This window comes from Pseudomonas sp. MDT2-39-1 (genome assembly GCF_054898085.1).
On sequence record NZ_CM142716.1, the window covers coordinates 5281417 to 5303418 of the forward strand.

Sequence of the window (22002 nt, forward strand, 5' to 3'; positions counted from 1 at the left end):
TCGTGTTCAGCCGTTGAGCCATTTATCGACCGGCAACTTGGTGATGGCGAACCCAGTAAGCAACACCGCCGAATACCCCATCAACTCCCGTGTCAGACTTTGCCCTTCATACCAGGCCCCAATAACCACCGCAAACACCGGAAAAATAATAAACACGAACGACAGAATGATCGGGCTCAGTCGCTTGAGCAGCAAAAAGTAAACGATAAACCCGCCCACCGACGCCACTAGCCCCAGATAGAGCAGGGCGCCCCACGAACGTGCGGTGATGTTATCGAACACCGGAGCTTCAAAGCGCAGCCCCGCCGCAAACAGCATCAAACCGGCCAGGCCGATGGGCAGCGTGTTGTAAGTAATCACGCTGATCGCACTGCCTTGCTTCTTGGTGACCACGTAGCACAGCGCATGCATCACCGCCGCGGTCAGAATCGCCAGCACCCCGAAGAACTCGACATGGTCCAGATGCAGCCCCTGACTGCGGATAATCATGAACAGGGCGCCGAACCCGATGGCGATGCCGAGCAGTTGTGAGGGGTAGATTTTCTCCCGCAGAAACAGCGCGGAAAACATCAGGATGAACACCGGCATGCAGCTGAACAGCAGCGCCGTCAGACCCGACGAAACGTGCATCTCGCCGTAGTTGAGCAAGTAGTACGGCAGGCTGAAGTACGAGAGCGTGACGAAGACAAAGAACCCGCGGCTTTCCTTCGGAAACAGCAGCGGTTCGCGGCGCAGCAGGGCAAAGCTGAGGAACAACGGAAAGGCGATCAGGAACCTCAACCCCGCGGCAGTGAGTGGCGGCACACTTTCAACTGCAATCTTGATCCCGAGCCACGTCGTGCCCCAGCTCAGGCAAACGATCAGGAACAACACGCTGGTGACCAGGGCGGCCAGCCAGGGTTTTGCGGTACTTGAAGGCGCGCTGACGGCAATGGACATGATCGAGCTCCTGTTGTTGTCGGAATTGACCTTCATCCGCAAAAGGTCTATCCCTGATTGAACCTGTTTTAAGCACGCTATTCGGGACTGTAATGACTGTCAAAACAAGTATTGCCATGGTGTCAATCCTGCGCGACGGCCTCGTCAACGGTCTGGGTGTGAAATACAAACGCCTTGCTGAGGCTGTCGGAAAAGGCATTGCCGAGGGGCTGATCGAGCCCGGCTGCAAATTACCGCCTCACCGACTGTTGGCCGACAGCCTCCAAGTGACCATCGGCACCATCAGCCGTGCTTACGGGGAACTCGAACGTGTGGGTTTGGTAGTCGCTCGCGTAGGAGATGGCACGTATGTGCGTCAGCGCGGGATGGAACGACCGCGGGACCGTGGCTTTCGCAATGTCAGCGATGAACCGCAGGCGTTTTTCGACATGAGCCGCAATCAACCGATTCCGGGGCAGGAAGCGCTGTTTTTGAGTCAGAGCCTGCAAGCGTTGTCTCTAGATCCTGAGGCGTTGCAACACATCAGCGGCTACACCGCCGATGTCGGTTTGCAACGCTATCGTGCGGCGGGCGCGAAATGGCTCAGCCATCAAGAATTTGTCCCGAGCGCCGAGCAGATCGTTTGCGTGAACGGCGGCCAGCACGGTCTGTTGTGTGCCTTGATGGGGTTGCTCAAGGCGGGCGATACGTTGGTGACGGAGCACCTGACCTACCCGGGGCTGATCAGCGTCGCACGCCAACTCGGGATAAAACTCATCGGTGCCGGGATGGATGATGAAGGGCTGATGCCCGATGCCCTGGAGGAGGTTTGCCGCAACCATCGTGTCTCAGCACTGTATTGCACGCCGACGATCCAGAATCCTACGGCTGCAGTGATGTCCGTCGCACGACGCGAGGCGATTGCAGAGCTGTGTCGTCAGCACAATTTGCTGATCTTCGAAGACGAAGCCCATGCCGTGCTGGCGCAACAGCGTCCGTTACCGCTCAGCTATTTTGCCCCGGAGCGCTCGGTGCTGATCGGCAGTTTGAGCAAGGCAGTATCGGCAGGTTTGCGGGTCGGATACTTGCATGCGCCGCAACCGTTGATTGGACGTTTGAGCGCAGCGGTGCGCGGGACGTGCTGGATGGCCAGCCCGCTGTCGCTGGAAGTGGCTAGTCTGTGGATAGAAAACGAGATTGCCAAGCAGTTGCTGGGCCAGCAGATTGTTGAGATCAGTCGACGCAAGGCGTTGGTCAGTGGGCTGCTGGAGGGTTTGGCGTACAAAACCCATCCCCATAGTCCGCACTTCTGGATTGAAGTGCCTGAGCCTTGGCGGGCGTCGCAGATTGCGGCCGAGCTCAAGGAGAATAATTATCTGATCTCCACCGCCGAGGCGTTTGCGGTCGGGCATGGGGCGGTGCCGCAGTTTGTTCGGGCAAGTGTTTGTAATTCGGCGGGGGATGATCGGTTTTTGCTGAACGGGTTTGAGGCGTTGGTGGGGGCATTAACTGAAACCGTGTAATCGTTCTTCGCGGGCAAGCCTCGCTCCTACACGGTTCTGCATGGCTTCAGAATTCAAGTGTAGGAGCGAGGCTTGCCCGCGAAGCTGGTCTGGCAGGCGCTAAAGAACTACTTGAATCGCCGCTCCACGCCTTTCTCCACCAGGATCTTCGCCGAAATCTCTTCCACCGAAAAATGCGTGGAATTGATGTGCGGAATGTTCTCGCGGCGGAACAGGTTCTCCACCTCGCGCACTTCGAACTCGCACTGGGCGTAGCTCGAATAGCGGCTGTTGGGCTTGCGCTCATTGCGGATCGCGGTGAGGCGGTCCGGGTCGATAGTCAGGCCGAACAGTTTGTGCTGGTGGGCACGCAGGGTGCCTGGCAGTTGCAGGCGCTCCATGTCGTCTTCGGTCAGCGGATAGTTGGCCGCACGGATGCCAAATTGCATGGCCATGTACAGGCACGTCGGCGTCTTACCACAACGCGACACGCCCACTAGGATCAGGTCCGCCTTGTCGTAATAATGCGTGCGCGCACCGTCGTCGTTGTCGAGGGCGAAGTTCACCGCCTCGATCCGCTCCATGTAATTGGAGTTGCTGCCAATCGAGTGGGACTTGCCGACGGTGTAGGAAGAATGCTCGGTCAGTTCCTGTTCAAGCGGCGCCAGAAAGGTCGAGAAAATGTCGATCATGAAACCATTGGACGTTGCGAGGATCTCACGGATGTCCTGATTGACAATGGTGTCGAAGATGATCGGCCGAAAGCCGTCGTTTTCGGCGGCTTTGTTGATTTGTTGTACCATGGCCCGCGCTTTATCCACGTTGTCGATGTAGGGCCGCGTGAATTTGCTGAAGGTAATGTTTTCGAACTGCGCCAGGAGGCTTTGGCCGAGGGTCTCGGCTGTGATGCCAGTGCCGTCGGAAATAAAGAAAGCAGATCGTTTCATTTGCACCTTGGGCCTTAAGCTAGTGACGAATCTTGGATATAGTAGGCGCGATTTGCCGGCCGCCAGTGGCCCGCATTCTCACTTATTTTCCAGGTCCAGGCCATACAGCCGGCAAACGCTCCCTGTAGCAGCCGGCTTCTGAGCTTTTCCAACACAGTTAGTGGAGAGATCACCTTGGTAGAGTACGTAGTTTCCCTCGATAAGCTCGGCGTCCATGATGTAGAGCACGTGGGGGGCAAGAACGCATCCCTCGGCGAGATGATCAGTAACCTTGCAGGTGCCGGTGTATCGGTGCCCGGTGGCTTCGCCACGACAGCTCAGGCTTATCGTGATTTTCTGGAACTGAGCGGCCTGAACGATCAGATCCATGCCGCCCTCGACGCCCTGGACGTCGATGATGTCAACGCCCTCGCCAAGACCGGTGCCCAGATCCGCCAATGGATCATGGAAGCCGAGTTTCCCGAGAAGCTCAACGCCGAGATCCGTACTGCGTTCGCTACGCTGTCGGCCGGCAACCCTGACATGGCCGTGGCCGTGCGCTCTTCCGCTACCGCCGAAGACCTGCCGGACGCTTCCTTCGCCGGTCAGCAGGAAACCTTCCTGAACATCCGTGGTGTCGAAAACGTTATTCGCGCCGCCAAAGAGGTGTTCGCTTCGCTGTTTAACGACCGCGCCATTTCCTATCGTGTGCACCAGGGCTTCGACCACAAGCTGGTGGCCCTGTCGGCTGGCGTGCAGCGCATGGTCCGCTCCGAAACCGGCACCGCCGGCGTGATGTTCACCCTCGATACCGAGTCGGGCTTCCGTGACGTGGTGTTCATCACCGGCGCCTACGGCCTGGGTGAAACCGTCGTACAAGGCGCGGTGAACCCGGATGAGTTCTACGTTCACAAAGGCACGCTGGCAGCCGGTCGTCCGGCGATCCTGCGTCGCAACCTGGGCAGCAAAGCCATCAAGATGATCTACGGCGAAGTCGCCACGGCCGGTAAATCGGTCAAGACCATCGACGTGGACAAGGCTGATCGCGCACGTTTCTGCCTGAGCGATGCCGAAGTCAGCGAACTGGCCAAACAAGCGATGATCATCGAGAAGCACTACAAGTGCCCGATGGACATCGAGTGGGCCAAAGACGGCGACGACGGCAAGCTCTACATCGTTCAGGCCCGTCCTGAAACCGTGAAGAGCCGTACCTCGGCCAACGTCATGGAACGCTACCTGTTGAAAGAAACCGGCACCGTGCTGGTTGAAGGTCGCGCCATCGGCCAACGCATCGGCGCCGGCAAGGTGCGGATCATCAAGGACGTGTCCGAGATGGACAAAGTCCAGCCAGGCGACGTTCTGGTCTCCGACATGACCGACCCGGACTGGGAACCGGTCATGAAACGCGCCAGCGCCATCGTCACCAACCGTGGCGGTCGTACCTGCCACGCGGCGATCATCGCTCGCGAGCTGGGCATCCCGGCCGTGGTCGGTTGCGGCAACGCGACCCAGCTGTTGAAAGACGGCCAGGGCGTGACCGTGTCCTGCGCTGAAGGCGACACCGGTTACATCTTCGAAGGTGAACTGGGCTTCGACATCAAGAAAAACTCCGTGGACGCCATGCCTGATCTGCCATTCAAGATCATGATGAACGTCGGCAACCCGGATCGTGCCTTCGACTTCGCGCAACTGCCGAACGCCGGTGTGGGCCTGGCCCGTCTGGAGTTCATCATCAACCGCATGATCGGTGTCCACCCCAAAGCGCTGTTGAACTACGACGGTCTGCCACAGGAAATCAAGGACAGCGTCGACAAACGCATTGCCGGTTACGACGATCCGGTCGGCTTCTACGTCGAGAAGCTGGTTGAAGGCATCAGCACCCTGGCCGCTGCGTTCACCCCGAAAAAGGTCATCGTGCGTCTGTCGGACTTCAAGTCCAACGAATACGCGAACCTGATCGGCGGCAAGCTCTACGAGCCGGAAGAAGAAAACCCGATGCTGGGCTTCCGTGGCGCCTCGCGTTACATCAGCGAAGCGTTCCGTGACTGCTTCGAGCTCGAGTGCCGTGCCATCAAGCGCGTGCGCAACGAGATGGGCCTGACCAACGTCGAAATCATGGTGCCATTCGTCCGCACCTTGGGCGAAGCCAGCCAGGTCATCGACCTGCTAGCGGAGAACGGTCTGAAACGCGGCGAAAACGGCCTGCGCATCATCATGATGTGCGAACTGCCATCCAACGCGATTCTGGCTGAAGAGTTCCTCGAGTTCTTCGACGGTTTCTCCATCGGCTCCAACGACCTGACTCAACTGACACTGGGCCTGGACCGTGACTCCGGGATCATCGCTCACCTGTTCGACGAGCGTAATCCAGCGGTCAAGAAGCTGTTGGCCAACGCGATTCAGGCGTGCAACAAGGCTGGCAAGTACATCGGCATTTGCGGTCAGGGCCCTTCGGACCACCCTGATCTGGCCAAATGGCTGATGGAACAGGGCATCGAAAGCGTTTCGTTGAACCCCGATTCCGTACTGGAAACCTGGTTCTTCCTGGCTGAAGGTCAAGCGCCGGCTTGATGGTGTGAGTGAAAGGGCCGCTTCCTGTAGGAGCGAACCTGCTCGCGAAGACGGACTGACATCCAGCATGGGTGTCGGCTGATATACCGCTTTCGCGAGCAGGCTCGCTCCTACACGGGCTGGCCTTTTTAGAGATTCAAGTAGGGCGGGCTCCTCTGTATGCCGCCCTTTTTTGTGCAAGAGCATTATGCAAAGCAGCAGCAACCTATTTCCTGTCGCCCTGATCAGCGCCGAGCGGCGCGGCGATCTGAGCGAAGATGTCTATCGTCTGAAACCCGGCAACAGTCCTGATGGCACTGTGGAGTTGGCTGTGACCCGTTTGGGCATGGCGGACGAGCCCGCGCACGGTGGCGTGCCGGTGATTCTGTTGCACGGCAGCTTTTCCAATCGCCGGTTCTGGTTCTCGCCGAAAGGGCTTGGCCTGGGCGCCTACCTGACGCGTCTGGGATTCGATGTCTGGATTCCCGAAATGCGCGGTCACGGCCTGTCCCAGCGCAATCAGAACTACCGCAAGAACCGCGTTGCCGACTACGCCCGTTACGATCTGCCGGCCATTGGCGCCTTTGTGCGCGAGCAGAGCGGCCAGGTCCCGCACTGGATCGGTCACTCGCTGGGCGGCATCACGCTGGCGGCGGCGTTGGGTGGCGAATACATCGGCGAACCTGTGGTCGCATCTGCGGCGTTCTTCGGTACGCAGGTCAGTCGCACTTACTGGCCGTTGAAAATTCCACCGGTGGAGTGGAGCGGGCGCTTCATTCTCAAGCGTTTCGCCCAGCTGTCCGGTTCACGGCTCAAGCGCGGCCCGGAGGATGAGCCGATTGGCCTGGCCCTGGAAAGCATGCGCTGGTATGGCCTGTTCGGACGCTTCGGCGATGCGGACAAGGACTGGTGGGCGGGATTGGCCGAGGTTCAATTGCCAGTACTGGCCGTAAGCGCTGCCGGCGATCATCAGGATCCGGCGTGGGCGTGCCGCAAGCTGTTCGATCAGGTGGATTCCGAGCACAAGCAATTCATCAACCTTGGCCGCGAGCAGGGCTTTGGCGATAATTTCGGTCACGTGGAAATGCTCGTCAGCAAAGCCGCTCAGGCCGAAGTCTGGCCGTTGGTGGCGCGCTGGCTGGCCGATCAGCAAACGCCTTTGTTGGGAGAAAAGCCGGATTTGGCCGCGGCGGTCTGAGCCTGATGCTCTAACAAGGGCATTTCGCTCTGTTCGGCTTGCGGCTAAGATATGACGCATTGTGCTGTTCCGGTCACTTTACGACATCCTCGATTGTCTTCCTCTTTACAGGAGTTTCTCGATGAACCATTACCTTACGCCTGACCTGTGCGACGCCTACCCGGAGCTGGTGCAGGTGCTGGAACCGATGTTCAGCAATTTCGGTGGCCGTGATTCGTTCGGCGGCGAAATCGTGACCATCAAGTGCTTCGAAGACAACTCGCTGGTCAAGGAACAAGCCGAGCTCAAGGGTAATGGCAAGGTGTTGGTGGTCGATGGAGGCGGTTCCCTGCGTCGTGCGCTGCTGGGCGACATGATCGCCGAGAAAGCCGCGAAAAACGGTTGGGAAGGGCTGGTGATCTACGGCTGCATCCGTGACGTCGACGTCATCGCGCAAACCGACCTGGGCGTTCAGGCGCTGGCCAGCCATCCGATGAAGACCGACAAGCGCGGCATCGGCGATCTCAACGTGGCGGTGACCTTTGCGGGCGTGACGTTCCACCCAGGCCATTACATTTATGCGGACAACAACGGCGTGATCATCTCGCCAAGCCCGCTGAAGATGCCTGAATAAAGCCGCGAATCAACAAAGGGGTGAGGATGTTCGAGGAAGACAACGCGCAGTGGGGGCTGGTGCATGCCCTGGTGCTGGATGGTAAAGGCGGCGCGCGTTCGATAGCCCGGACTGAACTCGATGACTTGCAGCTGCAGGCCCATGAAAGCCTGTGGCTGCACTGGGATCGCAGTCACCCGCAAACCCGCACCTGGCTGCGCACATCCAGTGGTTTGAGTGAATTCAGCTGCGACCTGCTGCTCGAAGAGAACACCCGGCCTCGTCTTTTGCCGCTGCCGGACTCCGAACTGCTGCTGTTTCTGCGTGGGGTCAACCTGAACCCGGGCGCGGAGCCGGAAGACATGGTCTCGGTGCGGATCTTCGCCTCCGCCCAGCGCGTCATTTCCCTGCGTTTGCGTCCATTGCGAGCCACTGATGAGTTGCTGGTGCAACTGGCCGATGGCAAAGGGCCGAAAAGCGCGTCAGAACTCATCCTTTATATGGCTCAGTACCTCACCAATAAGGTGCAGGATCTGGTCAGTTGCCTCTCGGAAGTGGTCGATGAGGAAGAAGAAAAGCTGGATGCCGACGAGCGGTATACACCCGAGCACGGCGCCATTTTGCAGATCCGTCGAAGGGCTGCTGCGCTGAAACGTTTCCTGGCTCCGCAACGGGATATTTTCGGACAGCTCACGCGGATAAAACTGCCCTGGTTCGTCGAAGACGATGGTGATTACTGGAACGAATTGAACAACAGCCTGACCCGTTATCTCGAGGAGCTGGAATTGGCCCGGGAGCGGGTGGGGCTGGTCCTCGAGGCCGAGGACAGACGTTTGAGCGTGCGCATGAACCGCACGATGTACCGCTTCGGGATCATCACCGGGATCTTCTTGCCGATGAGTTTTCTGGCCGGTCTGTTGGGCATAAATGTCGGTGGCATTCCGTTCTCGGCAAGCCCTTATGGCTTCCTGATCGCGTGCCTGATGATGGTCTCGGTGGCGCTCGGTCAGTGGTGGTTATTCCGCCGCTTGCGCTGGGTGTGACGATGACTCATGTGACCCGGGCAAATTTGACCGCGTCTTTCACAGACATCACGAGAGGTGCGTATGCACGATCCGTTTGAACAGTCTTTGCGCGACATGCTAAACGCTTCGCCGTCCACCCGTGACGACGATGCGTGCCTTGGGCGTGTCCTGAAAACCGCCAACCGCCAGGTCGGCGCCGGTGATCTGTTCAGCCTGCTGGGCCGCTGGTTGCCCGCGCTGATGATTGCCCTCAATAACGGCTCGGCCCACGTCTCGCCGGTATCCCGTCACCGTAAACCTACCGTTCGCACCGCTGATAAGGCTGATTGAATATGGAACTTGATCTCTGGACTCAGAGCCTCGTCACTGCAATGACTGCGTTATGGACCAAGGTGGCAAATTTCATTCCGAACCTGTTCGGCGCACTGGTCGTGCTGCTGTTGGGTTTTGTCGTTGCGAAACTTTTGGACACTTTGCTGTCCAAGTTGCTCGCCAAGCTTGGGCTCGATCGCCTGATGGGCGGCACCGGACTGACCAAATTGCTGTCCCGGGCCGGCCTTCAAGTGCCGATCTCGACCTTGATTGGCAAGATTGTCTATTGGTTCGTTTTGCTGATTTTTCTGGTTTCTGCCGCAGAATCCCTTGGACTTGAGAGAGTTTCGGCTACGCTGGACATGCTTGCGCTGTATTTGCCGAAAGTATTTGGCGCCGCGCTGGTGCTGCTGGTGGGTGTTTTGCTGGCGCAACTGGCCAATGGGCTGGTGCGTGGCGCCGCAGAGGGTGTAGGGCTGGATTATGCTGCGGGCCTGGGGCGAATTGCTCAGGGCCTGGTGATTATCATCAGTATTTCGGTCGCAATCAGCCAGTTGGAGGTCAAGACTGACCTGCTCAACCATGTGATTGTGATCGTATTGATTACCGTTGGTCTGGCGGTTGCGCTGGCAATGGGATTGGGAAGCCGGGAAATTGCCGGTCAGATTCTTGCGGGAATCTATGTGCGTGAGTTGTATCAGGTTGGGCAACAAGTGCGTGTTGGCGAGGTCGAAGGTCAGATCGAAGAGATCGGCACGGTTAAAACCACATTGCTGACCGATGAGGGTGAGCTAGTCTCTCTCTCCAATCGGATTCTCCTGGAGCAGCATGTGAGTAGCCGCTAACCCGGCAAACCCTGCTAATGTATGCCGCCGCAAAGTGCCCTGTAAGGGTTGCGGCGGACATTGACCTGACTGTCGGCCCGACTTGTTTTGAATAAAGCTCAATCGCTCTCCACGCGCTACGACCCCCGCGAGCTCTCTGATGAGGAGTTGGTCGCGCGCTCGCATACCGAGCTGTTTCACGTAACACGCGCCTATGAAGAACTGATGCGGCGTTACCAACGAACATTATTTAACGTCTGTGCACGATATCTGGGGAACGATCGCGACGCAGACGATGTCTGTCAGGAAGTGATGTTGAAGGTGCTGTATGGCCTGAAGAACTTCGAGGGCAAATCGAAGTTCAAGACGTGGCTCTACAGCATCACGTACAACGAATGCATCACACAGTATCGGAAGGAACGGCGAAAGCGTCGCTTGATGGATGCTTTGAGTCTGGACCCCCTCGAGGAAGCATCTGAAGAAAAGATGCCGAAACCCGAGGATAAGGGTGGACTCGATCGCTGGCTGGTGTATGTGAACCCGATCGACCGTGAAATTCTGGTGCTACGATTTGTCGCAGAGCTGGAATTTCAGGAGATCGCAGACATCATGCACATGGGTTTGAGTGCGACAAAAATGCGGTACAAACGTGCTCTAGATAAATTGCGTGAGAAATTTGCAGGCATTGCTGAAACTTAGTTCGGCGCAAATATCTCTTACGTGTAGGCAAGTTCTGATAGACTTGCCGCCGAGTTGTCCCCCGGTTTGCGGGACTGCTTCACAATCACCAGATGGGGATTTAACGGATGAAACTGAAAAACACCTTGGGCTTGGCCATTGGTTCTTTGATTGCCGCCACTTCGTTCGGCGCTCTGGCACAAGGCCAAGGCGCAGTTGAAATCGAAGGCTTCGCTAAGAAAGAACAATTCGACAGCGCTCGTAACTTCAAGAACAACGGCAACCTGTTCGGCGGTTCGATCGGTTACTTCCTGACCGACGACGTTGAACTGCGTCTGGCTTACGACGAAGTGCACAACGTGCGTTCCGACGACGGTCGTAACATCAAGGGTGCTAACACCGCTCTGGACGCTCTGTACCACTTCAACAACCCGGGCGACATGCTGCGTCCGTACGTATCGGCTGGCTTCTCCGATCAGAGCATCGGTCAGAACGGTTCGAACGGTCGTAACCGTTCCACCTTCGCCAACGTTGGCGGCGGTGCAAAACTGTACTTCACCGACAACTTCTACGCTCGTGCCGGCGTTGAAGCGCAATACAACATCGACCAGGGCGACACCGAGTGGGCTCCAAGCGTCGGTATCGGTGTGAACTTCGGTGGCGGCTCCAAGCCTGCTGCTGCTCCAGTTCCAGCACCAGCTGAAGTCTGCTCCGACAGCGACAACGATGGCGTGTGCGACAACGTTGACAAGTGCCCGGACACCCCAGCCAACGTAACTGTTGACGCTGATGGCTGCCCAGCAGTTGCTGAAGTTGTTCGTGTTGAGCTGGACGTGAAATTCGACTTCGACAAGTCGGTAGTCAAGCCTAACAGCTACGGCGACATCAAAAACCTCGCTGATTTCATGAAACAGTACCCATCCACCAGCACCACTGTTGAAGGTCACACTGACTCCGTCGGTCCTGACGCTTACAACCAGAAACTGTCCGAGCGTCGTGCAAACGCCGTTAAGCAAGTTCTGACCAACCAGTACGGTGTTGAATCGTCCCGCGTTCAGTCTGTTGGCTACGGCGAATCCCGCCCAGTTGCTGACAACAAAACTGACGCTGGTCGCGCTGTAAACCGTCGCGTAGAAGCGCAGGTTGAAGCTAACGCTAAGTAATTAGTCGCAGCTCTGAGAAAAGCCCGGCTTAGGCCGGGCTTTTCTTTGTCTGCAATTTGGTGAGGGAGGTTGAGTCAGGGAGATTCAGGCTGTTCGATCGGCCGTCATCGCGGGCAAGTCGCGCGCCCACAGAGATTGAGTGCCGCATGCTGCAACTGCGCCAATCACCAGGATCGCCGGGCTTTTCAATTCGAACACTGAGGCGTCTTCTTCCATTGCCGTCAGATCGCTCCGACATTCCCGTTGGTGCGGCAGGGAAGCGTTTTCAATCATCGCCACCGGCGTATCCGCCGCCATCCCCCCAGCCAGCAGTTGCTCGCGAATCTCGCTCAGCTTCGCCACGCCCATGTAAACCACCAGCGTCGTGCCGCCTTGGGCCAGGGCCTGCCAGTTCAGGCTGCTGCCATCCTGAGTGTGGGCGGTGACAAGCGTAACGCCGCGGGCAACGCCTCTGAGTGTCAACGGAATATCGCATTGGGTCGCACCCGCCAGCCCGGCGGTGATGCCGTTGACCAGTTCGACTTCAACACCGCGCTCGCGCAACCAGTGCGCTTCTTCACCACCGCGGCCGAAGATGCACGGATCGCCGCCCTTGAGCCGCACCACGCATTTTCCGTGGCGGGCATAACGCAGCATCAGGCGATGAATGAAGGCTTGAGGCGTGGAGCGACAGCCGCCGCGTTTGCCCACGGGAATAATCCGCGCGCCCGGGCAATGCTCCAGCACCGCGTCATTGACCAGATCGTCGATCAGCACCACATCCGCTTCTCTCAACGCCCGGACCGCCTTGAGGGTCAGTAATTCAGGGTCCCCGGGACCCGCACCCACCAGCCAGACTTTTGCGCTCATAGTGTTTTCCTCACGAGATGACGGCGATCGGCTGCGCGGCGGCAGCCAGCAGACGCTTGATTTCCGGTACGCAGGAGCCGCATTGCGTGCCACAGCCCAATTCTTGTTTCAGACCCTGCAAGTCCAGGCCACGGCTAATGCCGGCACAGACCGCGCTTTGGCTGACGTTCTTGCAGTTGCACAGGGTTTTTGTGCCCGTTGCCGCTGTTCCAGCGTTGCCCGGTGGCGCGCTTAGCGGTGCCAGCAGCCAGCGCCGCAGTTGTTCGTCGGCGCGGCCCTCAAGCCAAAGGTTTTGCAGCCAGTGTTGGGCGAGGGTTTCGCCGGCCAGACGAATCGCGGTGATCCGGCCGTTTTCAATGCGCACGCGTTTGCCGATGGAACGCCGTGGGTCGTCGTAGGCCAGTACCGGGCCGTCGTTGAGCTCCAGGCATTGATCGATGTCACGCAGCAGTTGCGGATCTGGCGCAACGGCGCTGGCAGCGCGTATCAGCAGCGCGGGCCGCTCGCGACCGACCAAGCTCAGGCTGGCGTAGGAAAACGCCTCACAGTGCGGGCGTAGCGTCTCAAAATGCTGTTGAACATTGCCCTCGATCAGGACGAATAGCTGCCAAGGCAGTTGCACAGGCTCCAGTCGTACGCCGCTGTGTTTGAGTTCCGGTTGTTTCGACAGCGGATCGAAGGCGGGCAGGGTGAGGGTATTCACGCCGCCCTTGAGAAAGCGGTCGCCAAAATGCATCGGCAGAAAGGCTTGGCCGGGCCGTACGCTGTCGTCGCTGGCGACCGGCACGATCACCGCGCCACGACGACTTTTCAGGCTGATCAAATTGCCGGGTTGCAAGCGATGCCGGCGCAGTTCGTCCGGGTGCAGGCTCAACACGGCTTCACTGACGTGACCGAACAGCTGCGCGGCGGTGCCGGTGCGGCTCATGCCGTGCCATTGATCGCGCAGACGCCCGGTGATCAAGGTCAGAGGAAAGCGTGCGTCGCGTTGTTCCTTGGCCGCGCGATACGGATCAGCCACAAACTGAGCGCGTCCGCTGGCGGTCGGGAACATACCGTCCAGATACAGGCGGGCGGTGCCTTTGCTAGCGCCCATAGGAAAGGGCCATTGCTGAGGACCGAGGCGGTCGATCAGCTCATGACTGATACCGGACAGGTCCAGATCACGCCCACGGGTCAGGTGTTTGTATTCGTCGAAGACTTGCGCCGGCGTTTCAAAGTTAAACAGGCTGTTTTGCCCAGGGCGCAGATGTTTTTCCAGGCGTTGTGCGAAATCTACCGTGATCGCCCAGTCGGCGCGCGCTTCACCCGGTGCGATGATGGCCCGGCGAACGTGAGAAATGCGCCGTTCGGAGTTGGTCACCGTGCCGTCCTTTTCGCCCCAACTGGCGGCGGGCAATAGCAGGTCGGCAAACGCGGCGGTTTCGGTGGTGCGAAAGGCTTCCTGCAACACCACGAACGGGCAAGCCTCCAGTGCGGCGCGCACGGCGGTCTGGTCCGGCAGCGATTGGGCCGGGTTGGTGCAGGCGATCCACAGGGCTTTGATTTTGCCGCTACGAACCTGCTCAAACAACTCGATCGCGGTGAGCCCGGTGTGTTCGGGCAGTTGATCAACGCCCCAATAGGCCGCCACTTCCGCGCGATGCTCGGCATTGGCCGCTTCGCGATGGCCCGGCAGCAGGTTCGACAGACTGCCGGTTTCCCGTCCGCCCATGGCATTTGGCTGACCGGTCAGGGAGAAAGGTCCTGCACCGGGACGGCCGATTTGCCCGGTGGCCAGGTGCAGATTGATCAGCGAGCTGTTTTTCGCGCTGCCGGCAGTGGACTGGTTCAGTCCCATGCACCACAGCGACAGAAAACTCTTGGAGGTGCCGACCCATTCAGTGCACTCCTGCAATTGCTCGATGCTGATCCCGCTCAGCTGCGACACCCTCTGCGGCGTGTAATCGCGCACCAGGTTCTTCAGCTCGGCCAAGCCTTCGGTGTGAGCCTGGATGAAATCGCGGTCAATCCAGTCTTCCCACAGCAGCAGGTGCAGAATCCCATGGAACAAGGCGACATCGGTCCCGGGAAGAATCGCCAGGTGCAGGTCAGCCAAATCGCACGTGTCGGTACGACGTGGGTCAATGACGATGACTTTCATCTGCGGGCGGCGGGATCTGGCTTCTTCCAGGCGACGAAACAGTACCGGGTGGGCGTAGGCCATGTTACTGCCGACGATCATCACGCAGTCGGTCAACTCCAGGTCTTCGTAACTGCACGGCGGCGCATCGGCCCCTAGGCTGCGCTTGTAACCGACCACCGCAGACGACATGCACAGCCGCGAATTGCTGTCGATGTTGTTGGTGCCCACCAGCGCCCGCGACAGTTTGTTGAAGGCGTAGTAGTCCTCGGTCAGCAACTGCCCGGAAATGTAGAACGCCACGCTGTCCGGGCCGTGTTCGGCGATGGTTTGGGCAAAGACATGGGTCGCGTGGTCGAGGGCGGTGTCCCAGTCGGTGCGGCTGCGGGCCAGGCCTTTTCCGAGGCGCAATTCGGGATACAACGCTCGCGCAGTCAAGTCGCCCGTCAGGTGCAAGGTCGAGCCCTTGCTGCACAACTTGCCGAAGTTGGCCGGGTGACTCGGATCGCCGCTGACGCCGAGGATGCGCTTGCCGTCATGCTCGATCAGCACGCCGCAGCCGACCCCGCAGTAGCAGCAGGTGGAAGCGGTGATCTGGTTCATCAGCTTGCTTCCCTGCCTGGGTGTCCTGCGTCGCCAAGGGCCTGCTCCATAAACGAAGAGCCGCCGAACATCAGGTGATCGCGGATCTCGCCGATGTCGTGATTCTCACGAATCTGCCGGAAATACCAACCGCCATCTGCCGTATCGCCGTACAGACAGGCGCCGACCAGCACGTCATCCTTGATCACCAGTTTTTTGTAGACCCCGCCGATCGGGTCGGAGAGGGTGATGGTTTCGGTGCCTTCACCGCCCATGAAATCGCCAGCGGAAAACAGGTCGATGCCGGTGACTTTCAGTTTGGTCGACGTCACCGAACCCTTGTAGGTGGCGAAGCCCAGCTGCGCGAGGTGGTTGGCGCAGACCTTGGCTTGCTCGAACAGCGGCGCGACCAGGCCATAGGCGGTTCCGCGGTGGTTGGCGCATTCGCCGATGGCATAGACCCGAGGGTCGTAGGTTTGCATCGTGTCGTTGACCAGAATTCCGCGATTGCAGGGGATGCCGGTTTTTTCTGCCAGTTCAGTACTTGGGCGAATGCCGGCGGCCATGATCACCAGGTCGGCGGGGATGATGTCGCCGTTCTTGAATTCAACCGAGCCGACCCGGCCATTGCCAGCGTCGTGCAGGGCCTGAGTCTGTTCGTGCAGGCGAAAGTGCAGGCCGCGGCCTTCAAGCGCGGTTTGCAGAAGTTGACCACTGGTTTTATCCAGTTGCCGCTCCAGCAACCACTCGCCGATGTGCACCACGGTGACGTGCATGCCGCGCAGCATCAGGCCGTTTGCGGCTTCGAGGCCGAGCAGGCCGCCACCGATCACCACGGCGTGCTTGTGGGTTTTCGCGGTGTTGATCATGGCCTGGGTGTCGGCAATGTCGCGATAGCCAATCACGCCCTGCAAGGTGTTGCCGGGAATCGGCAGGATGAACGGGGTCGAGCCGGTCGCGATCAGCAGGCGATCGTATTCGGCTTCGGTGCCGTCTTCGGCGATCACGCGGCGTTTGATCCGGTCGATCTCCACCACTTTGCGGTTGAGCAGCAGCTTGATGTTGTTGTCCAGGTACCAGTCGAGATCGTTGAGCACGATCTCTTCGAAAGTTTGCTCACCGGCCAGGACCGGCGACAGCAGGATGCGGTTGTAGTTGGTATGGGGTTCGGCGCCGAAGACGGTGATGTCGTACAGCTCATTGCTCAGCTTGAGCAGTTCTTCCAGGGTACGGACCCCGGCCATGCCGTTGCCGATCATCACCAGTTTTAGTTTTTTCATCAGGTTCTCCGGGGAGCTCGGACCCGCCTCATCAGGGCTTTCAGGTCATGCTCGACAAATTTTGCGCAAACAAAAAAAGGCGTCCCGCTAGTTGCCTAGCGAGGACGCCTTTGTCCTGGTCCCGTTCTCTCGGGAAGCGCATCCTTCGTCGTTGAAGGCTGGGCTTTATGTCTGTTGGGAGAGGTAATGCAGTGGTTGTGCCAAGTCGCCAAGGTGGCGGATTTGTTAGGACAGAGGCGGTTTATGCAGGCTGTTATTGCGGCTGATGCACCGAATCGAAGCGTGTTGCCCGCTAATGGAGCGGGTTGCCAATAAATTTGGAGTGACTGTAAGTCCGCCATCGCGAGCAGGCTCGCTCCTACATTGGACTCCCTGACACTGGAGCTCCCTTGTGGGAGTGAGCCTGCTCGCGATGAGCGCGACTCGCTGTCAGCTATGAAACAGCAAAACCAGCAGCACCAGATTCACCACCAACATCACCAGCGCCAACGTCCGCCATACCTTCAACGGCTCGCGCTCTAGCAACGGCCTAGGCCGCACACTCAAACTGCGCCGCTCTCCCTGTTCCAATAGCAGCAACCATTCTTCCGCCGTTTCAAAGCGCTGAACCGGATCCGCCGCCACCGCGCGCTCCAGGCTTTGGGCGATCCAGTCCGGCAGGTCGGGGCGATAACGACTGGCGCTGACGGGCACACCAAACCGTGGACGCTGGAAGGCTTCGATTTCGCCGTAGGGATAATGCCCGGTCAGCAGGAAATACAGGGTCACGCCGACGGCATACAAGTCCTGCTGCGGAGTCGGAGCGTCACCGCGAAAGGCTTCCGGCGCGATATAGCTCGGTGTTCCGGGCAGGGTCGTGGGCTGGTCTTCAGACAGACCGGGGCAGTAGGCGAGGCCGAAATCCAGCAGGCGCAACTCGCCGTCGTCGCCCAACAACAGGTTTTCCGGTTTGATGTCGCGATGAAGAATCTGCCGGCGATGCAGCATCCCGACGGCTTTCAGCAGGCGCTCGGCCAAATCCTGCCATTGCGCCAGCGGCATCGCTGCAACCCGTTCGTGCAGCTCCGCCAGGGTAGAACCGGAATGTTCGCGCATCACATAGTACAAATGCTGACGCTGACTGGCGGCATGGACTTCAGGGAAATGCCGTCCGGCCACGCGCTTGAGAAACCACTCCTCCGACAGCAATGCCTGCCCGGCGAGGTGATCGTCGCGCAGCGCAGCGGGCAAGGTTTTCAGCAGCCAGGGTTGTTGTTGGCTGTCGCGAACCCGATAGAGCAGTGACTGCTGGCTCTGGCCAAGAATCCCTTCGACCTGCCAACCCTCGAACACCTGCCCCGGTTTCAATGCGTGTGGCAGCGGCCATTGCTGCAAATGGATCAGCGCATCGCCGATGCTCGTTTCACCGAGGGCATCGACCCGCACCAGCAGGGCGCTGGCATTGTCCTGACTGCCGGCCAGATGCGCTGCGCTGACCAGGGTTTGCGCAGCGCTGTGCAGGTCCGGTTGATCGCGCAGAATTGCCGCAATGGCCGTGTCACCCAGCACAGCCCAGATACCGTCGCTGAGCAGCACGAAGCTTTCGTTTAACCGCAACTCGCCATCGAGAAAATCCAGGACCAAATGCTGATCGAGCCCCAGCGCGCGTTTGAGCACATGCTGCATGCCCGGTTGATCCCAGACGTGATCCTCACTGACCCGTTGCAAGGTGTCGGCGTGCCAGCGATAAACCCGGCAATCGCCCACATGGGCCAAGGTAAAACGCCTACCGCGCATGACCAAGGCACTGACCGTGGTGAGCAGCGGTTGCCCACCGCCATTGGCCTGCAGCCAGCGATTTTGCGCCAACAGCAGGCGATCCAGCGCTTGCGCGACACCCCAGGTTTCCGGGGTGGCGTAATAGTCCAGCGCCAGGGCCTGCAAGGTCGAACGGGCGGCAAGACCGCCGTCGGCGCACTGGCTGACCCCGTCGGCGATGGCGAACAGGTAACCCTTGCTCGCCGCCAGCGCCGGGGCCGGTGTGACCAGGCGCAGGGCGTCCTGGTTTTCCTCGCGAGGGCCGATGGCGCTTGCTTCGGCAAAGCTCAGTTGCAGGCTCATTAAGGCCTCAGACCCGGGCAGCAGTCACAGCGGCCGAACCCCACGTGGTTCTCCAGCGACGTTTCACCCCGTGCAGGCCGAACCAGGCGAGCACGCCGAGGCTGGCGAACAACCACAAGGCCAGTTGATAGCTGCCGGTGCTTTGCTTGATCGCGCCCATGCCCGCCGCGAGTGCGAAGCCGCCGATGCCGCCGGCCATGCCGATCAAACCGGTCATCACGCCGATCTCCCGACGAAAACGCTGCGGGACCAGTTGGAAAACCGCACCGTTACCCGCACCCAGACCGAGCATGGTGCAGACGAAAAGCGCCAGTGCCGCGTAGGAACTCGGCAGATTGAAACCCACCGCCGCGATGCAGACCGCTGCGACCGTGTACATGCCCAGCAACGTGCGGATACCGCCGAAACGGTCCGCCAGCGCGCCGCCCAATGGACGCATCAGGCTGCCACCGAACACGCAAGCCGCGGTGTAGTAGCCGGCGGTCACCGGGCTCAGGCCGTATTGGTCGTTGAAGTAGCCGGGCAGGGCGCTGGCAAGGCCGATGAAGCCGCCGAAGGTCACGCTGTAGAAAAACATGAACCACCAACTGTCGCGGTCGCCCAATGCCTTTAAGTAGTCGGACATGGACTTGGCTTTCGGCCGCTCAGGGGCGTTTTTGGCCAGCCAGGCGAAAACGATAATGGTCAGGATCAGCGGGATCAGGGCGAAACCGAACACGTTGCTCCAGCCAACTGCGGCCGCCAGTACCGGGGCGATCAATGCGGCGAGCACTGTCCCCGAGTTACCGGCACCGGCGATGCCCAGGGCCTTGCCTTGATGCTGCGGCGGATACCACTGCGAGGCCAGCGGCAGCGCGACGGCGAACGACGCACCGGCCATGCCGAGGAACAGGCCCAGTACCAGCGCTTGCTCGTAGCTGTGGATGCCGAGTTTCCAGGCACCGAACAGCGCACAGATAACGATCACCTGGCCGATCAGCCCGGCGGTTTTCGGCGACAGGCGATCAGCCAGCAAGCCCATGACAAAGCGCAGCACGGCACCGGCCAGAATTGGCGTGGCCACCACCAGCCCGCGCTGTTGGGTCGTCAGGTGCAGGTCGGCGGCGATTTGCACCGCCAAGGGGCCGAGCAGGTACCAGACCATGAAACTCAGGTCGAAATAGAGGAACGCTGCGAACAACGTGGGCTTGTGACCGGATTTCCAGAAGCTTGAATTCATCGCGCACCTCAGCTGTAGGGAGTCTCGAGAAGGAGTCAGGAGCTTGCAGGTGGGGCGCCGCTTCGGCCGCACCACCGGCCCCGATCTCTGGGGCCAAAACGAAAAAACGCCGCCACCCGGTTCGCCATGAGCAAATGAGGTGAGCGACGTCTTTGTCGTAGGTGGGGCAACCGCCGTTGGTTACCTGTGTGGATTACTTAGCCAGATCTGTGCCAACAGCCCGAGACCGAGTCGCGCCCTTCGCGAGCAAGCCCGCTCCCACATAAGACCGCGATCAAAATGTGGGAGCGGGCTTGCTCGCGAAGGGGCCTTCAAAGGCACCACAAAACCTCAGCCAAGCAACTCACTCATGGCAATAATCTGCTCCGCCACCTGAATCAGCTTCTGCTGCCGGCTCATGGCCTGGCGGCGCATCAGGGTGTAGGCCTCTTCCTCGTTGCAGTCCTTCATTTTCATCAGCAGCCCCTTGGCCAGCTCGATGCGCTTGCGCTCGGCCAGTTGCTGGTCGCGGGCGTTCAGCTGGGCGCGCAGGGCCTGATCGCTTTCAAAGCGTGCCATGGCCACGTCGAGAATCGGCTGCAAGCGTTGTGCGTGAATGCCTTCGACGATGTAGGCGCTGACCCCGGACTTGATTGCCTGGCGCATCACATCGGGGTCATGTTCGTCGGTAAACATCACAATCGGCCGCGGCTGGTCGCGGGACACCAGCACCACTTGCTCCATCACATCGCGGCTCGGTGACTCGGTATCGATCAGGATCACGTCCGGACGCACCGTTTCGACGCGCGCGGGCAGGTCGATGGTCAGACCGGATTCGTCGATCACTTCAAACCCGGCTTCGGTCAGGGCCGCTTTCAGGCGACCGACTTTCTTCGCGGTGTCGTTGATCAGCAGGATACGCAACATATTCGCAGTCTCCTGTCAGCGGCTGGCGAGAATGGGGGAGCTTTCGCTCATGGCGTGCAGCTTGAAACTGCGGGCATAACCGGTCGGGTCCGAGCCGTCCCAGATTATGCCGTCGATCAACTGGCTGCTGCGCATCTCCTGGCTCCCGGCGGCAACACCGACTGCGCTGGCGGCCTCACGGTACATGTCTAGTTGCTGGACCTGACGGGCCACGCCGAGGTAATCCGGGTCGTCGCGCAACAAGCCCCAACGGCGGAACTGGGTCATGAACCATATGCCGTCGGACAAGTACGGCAGGTTGACCTCGCCGCCCGCATGGAAACGTAGCGCGTGCTGGTCTTGCCAGCGATTGCCGAGGCCGTCGGCGTAGTCGCCGAGCAAGCGCGGTTCGATGCAATCGAGCGGCGCATCGAGGTATTCGGGCGCGCTCAACAGCTTCGCGGTGCTGCGACGGTTTTCGCTGCTGTCCTCGATGAAGCGACTGGCTTCGAGGATCGCCATCACCAGCGCCCGGGCGGTGTTGGGGTATTGCTCGACAAAGGCGCGGGTGCAACCGAGGACTTTTTCCGGGTGATCGGGCCAGATGGTCTGGCTCGTCGCCATCGTGAAGCCCAGATTCTGCTTCACCGCGCTGGCGGACCACGGCTCGCCGACGCAGAAGCCATTGATGCGCCCGGCTTGCAGGTGCTCGACCATCTGTGGCGGCGGCACCACCACACTGTCGACGTCCTGCAACGGATGAATGCCCTGGCTCGCGAGCCAGTAATACAGCCACATGGCATGAGTGCCGGTGGGAAATGTCTGGGCGAAGGTCAGTTTTGGGCGACTTTGGTGCACGTGCCGGTCCAGTGCTTCAGGACTGGTCACCCCCAACGCTTGCAAGCCGTGAGAAAGGTTGATGCTCTGGCCGTTCTGGTTCAGACCCATGAGCACCGCCATGTCGGTGGACGCGACGCCGCCGATGCCCAGGTGCACGGCGTAAATCAGACCGTACAGGCTGTGGGCGGCGTCGAGTTCGCCGCTGACCAGTTTGTCCCGCAGGTTGGCCCAGGATGACTGGCGCTTGAGGTTCAGGGTCAGGCCGTAAGGCTGCGCGAAACCCTGCGTGGCCGCGACCACTACCGAGGCACAGTCACTCAGGGCCATGAAGCCAAGATTGATTTCGGTCTTTTCCGGGGCATCGCTGCCATTGACCCAGGCCAACGGGCCCGCTGTGGTTTCATTCATGGCTAAACACCTTCCAAAAAAAAGCGCCG

Annotated in this window: 17 protein-coding genes and 1 pseudogene; 9 read left to right on the forward strand and 9 right to left on the reverse strand. The window is 59.7% G+C overall.

Translation table 11 applies throughout. From position 1 onward, the window contains the following. Nucleotides 1–6: 6 nt before the first annotated feature. Entirely contained in the window at nucleotides 7–894 is an 888-nt protein-coding gene (locus ACYZTM_RS24755) for a DMT family transporter (RefSeq protein ID WP_461989201.1), read from the reverse strand. Between the two features lie 137 nt (nucleotides 895–1031). Between ACYZTM_RS24755 and ACYZTM_RS24760 the strand changes: the two genes are divergently transcribed. Then, the gene (locus ACYZTM_RS24760; protein WP_461985138.1) at nucleotides 1032–2441 is read left to right on the forward strand and encodes an aminotransferase-like domain-containing protein; all 1410 of its coding nucleotides are present in this window, start codon (nucleotides 1032–1034) and stop codon (nucleotides 2439–2441) included. Between the two features lie 107 nt (nucleotides 2442–2548). On the opposite strand, the gene ppsR is transcribed toward ACYZTM_RS24760, so the two are convergent. Continuing rightward, nucleotides 2549–3367 (reverse strand): posphoenolpyruvate synthetase regulatory kinase/phosphorylase PpsR, encoded by an 819-nt coding sequence (gene ppsR, locus ACYZTM_RS24765; RefSeq protein ID WP_131062994.1) that lies wholly within the window; start codon nucleotides 3365–3367, stop codon nucleotides 2549–2551. 174 nt (nucleotides 3368–3541) lie between these two features. Between ppsR and ppsA the strand changes: the two genes are divergently transcribed. From ppsA to ACYZTM_RS24805, 8 genes are all read left to right on the forward strand, one after another. Further along, nucleotides 3542–5917 (forward strand): phosphoenolpyruvate synthase, encoded by a 2376-nt coding sequence (ppsA, locus tag ACYZTM_RS24770; RefSeq protein WP_461985141.1) that lies wholly within the window; start codon nucleotides 3542–3544, stop codon nucleotides 5915–5917. A 187-nt stretch (nucleotides 5918–6104) separates the two neighbouring features. After that, nucleotides 6105–7094, forward strand: a complete 990-nt coding sequence (locus ACYZTM_RS24775; RefSeq protein ID WP_131062996.1) for an alpha/beta fold hydrolase — start codon at nucleotides 6105–6107, stop codon at nucleotides 7092–7094. A 121-nt stretch (nucleotides 7095–7215) separates the two neighbouring features. Next, nucleotides 7216–7707, forward strand: coding sequence for a ribonuclease E activity regulator RraA (rraA, locus tag ACYZTM_RS24780; RefSeq protein WP_027922555.1), 492 nt, complete (start codon nucleotides 7216–7218; stop codon nucleotides 7705–7707). A gap of 26 nt (nucleotides 7708–7733) precedes the next feature. Continuing rightward, a complete protein-coding gene (locus ACYZTM_RS24785) occupies nucleotides 7734–8729 on the forward strand; it encodes a zinc transporter ZntB (protein WP_131062997.1) in 996 nt (331 codons plus the stop codon). Nucleotides 8730–8792: 63 nt separating this feature from the next. Further along, entirely contained in the window at nucleotides 8793–9041 is a 249-nt protein-coding gene (locus ACYZTM_RS24790; RefSeq protein WP_007944521.1) for a hypothetical protein, read from the forward strand. A 2-nt stretch (nucleotides 9042–9043) separates the two neighbouring features. Then, nucleotides 9044–9868, forward strand: coding sequence for a mechanosensitive ion channel family protein (locus ACYZTM_RS24795; RefSeq protein ID WP_008027407.1), 825 nt, complete (start codon nucleotides 9044–9046; stop codon nucleotides 9866–9868). A gap of 87 nt (nucleotides 9869–9955) precedes the next feature. Continuing rightward, nucleotides 9956–10546: an RNA polymerase sigma factor SigX gene (gene sigX, locus ACYZTM_RS24800; protein WP_131062998.1), complete on the forward strand. Its 591-nt coding sequence runs from the start codon at nucleotides 9956–9958 to the stop codon at nucleotides 10544–10546. A 107-nt stretch (nucleotides 10547–10653) separates the two neighbouring features. Next, nucleotides 10654–11688 (forward strand): OmpA family protein, encoded by a 1035-nt coding sequence (locus ACYZTM_RS24805; protein WP_131062999.1) that lies wholly within the window; start codon nucleotides 10654–10656, stop codon nucleotides 11686–11688. Between the two features lie 84 nt (nucleotides 11689–11772). On the opposite strand, the gene cobA is transcribed toward ACYZTM_RS24805, so the two are convergent. The 7 genes and pseudogenes from cobA to ACYZTM_RS24840 all read right to left on the reverse strand — a co-directional run bounded on the left by cobA (nucleotide 11773) and on the right by ACYZTM_RS24840 (nucleotide 21973). Beyond that, nucleotides 11773–12537, reverse strand: a complete 765-nt coding sequence (gene cobA / locus ACYZTM_RS24810; RefSeq protein WP_131063000.1) for a uroporphyrinogen-III C-methyltransferase — start codon at nucleotides 12535–12537, stop codon at nucleotides 11773–11775. A gap of 10 nt (nucleotides 12538–12547) precedes the next feature. Next, nucleotides 12548–15262, reverse strand: a complete 2715-nt coding sequence (locus ACYZTM_RS24815; RefSeq protein WP_461985144.1) for a nitrate reductase — start codon at nucleotides 15260–15262, stop codon at nucleotides 12548–12550. A gap of 2 nt (nucleotides 15263–15264) precedes the next feature. Further along, a pseudogene (locus ACYZTM_RS24820) lies at nucleotides 15265–16521 on the reverse strand (NAD(P)/FAD-dependent oxidoreductase); the annotation flags it as partial. Nucleotides 16522–16950: 429 nt separating this feature from the next. Beyond that, nucleotides 16951–18621: a protein kinase domain-containing protein gene (locus ACYZTM_RS24825; protein ID WP_461985146.1), complete on the reverse strand. Its 1671-nt coding sequence runs from the start codon at nucleotides 18619–18621 to the stop codon at nucleotides 16951–16953. A 7-nt stretch (nucleotides 18622–18628) separates the two neighbouring features. Beyond that, entirely contained in the window at nucleotides 18629–19840 is a 1212-nt protein-coding gene (locus ACYZTM_RS24830) for a nitrate/nitrite transporter (RefSeq protein ID WP_131060002.1), read from the reverse strand. Between the two features lie 330 nt (nucleotides 19841–20170). After that, complete coding sequence (locus ACYZTM_RS24835) at nucleotides 20171–20746, reverse strand: ANTAR domain-containing response regulator (RefSeq protein WP_008146285.1); 576 nt, start codon at nucleotides 20744–20746, stop codon at nucleotides 20171–20173. A gap of 15 nt (nucleotides 20747–20761) precedes the next feature. Continuing rightward, nucleotides 20762–21973 carry a CmpA/NrtA family ABC transporter substrate-binding protein gene (locus ACYZTM_RS24840; RefSeq protein ID WP_461985148.1) on the reverse strand — a complete coding sequence of 404 codons (1212 nt, stop codon included), beginning with the start codon at nucleotides 21971–21973 and terminating at the stop codon, nucleotides 20762–20764. Nucleotides 21974–22002 lie beyond the last annotated feature (29 nt).

Bases quoted from the DNA above. Each gene is read 5' to 3' on its own strand.
- ACYZTM_RS24760 (WP_461985138.1), top strand. From the start codon at position 1,032: ATGACTGTCAAAACAAGTATTGCCATGGTGTCAATCCTGCGCGACGGC.
- ppsR (WP_131062994.1), bottom strand. From the start codon at position 3,367: ATGAAACGATCTGCTTTCTTTATTTCCGACGGCACTGGCATCACAGCC.
- ACYZTM_RS24775 (WP_131062996.1), top strand. From the start codon at position 6,105: ATGCAAAGCAGCAGCAACCTATTTCCTGTCGCCCTGATCAGCGCCGAG.
- rraA (WP_027922555.1), top strand. From the start codon at position 7,216: ATGAACCATTACCTTACGCCTGACCTGTGCGACGCCTACCCGGAGCTG.
- ACYZTM_RS24785 (WP_131062997.1), top strand. From the start codon at position 7,734: ATGTTCGAGGAAGACAACGCGCAGTGGGGGCTGGTGCATGCCCTGGTG.
- ACYZTM_RS24790 (WP_007944521.1), top strand. From the start codon at position 8,793: ATGCACGATCCGTTTGAACAGTCTTTGCGCGACATGCTAAACGCTTCG.
- ACYZTM_RS24795 (WP_008027407.1), top strand. From the start codon at position 9,044: ATGGAACTTGATCTCTGGACTCAGAGCCTCGTCACTGCAATGACTGCG.
- ACYZTM_RS24805 (WP_131062999.1), top strand. From the start codon at position 10,654: ATGAAACTGAAAAACACCTTGGGCTTGGCCATTGGTTCTTTGATTGCC.
- cobA (WP_131063000.1), bottom strand. From the start codon at position 12,537: ATGAGCGCAAAAGTCTGGCTGGTGGGTGCGGGTCCCGGGGACCCTGAA.
- ACYZTM_RS24815 (WP_461985144.1), bottom strand. From the start codon at position 15,262: ATGAACCAGATCACCGCTTCCACCTGCTGCTACTGCGGGGTCGGCTGC.
- ACYZTM_RS24825 (WP_461985146.1), bottom strand. From the start codon at position 18,621: ATGAGCCTGCAACTGAGCTTTGCCGAAGCAAGCGCCATCGGCCCTCGC.
- ACYZTM_RS24830 (WP_131060002.1), bottom strand. From the start codon at position 19,840: ATGAATTCAAGCTTCTGGAAATCCGGTCACAAGCCCACGTTGTTCGCA.
- ACYZTM_RS24835 (WP_008146285.1), bottom strand. From the start codon at position 20,746: ATGTTGCGTATCCTGCTGATCAACGACACCGCGAAGAAAGTCGGTCGC.
- ACYZTM_RS24840 (WP_461985148.1), bottom strand. From the start codon at position 21,973: ATGAATGAAACCACAGCGGGCCCGTTGGCCTGGGTCAATGGCAGCGAT.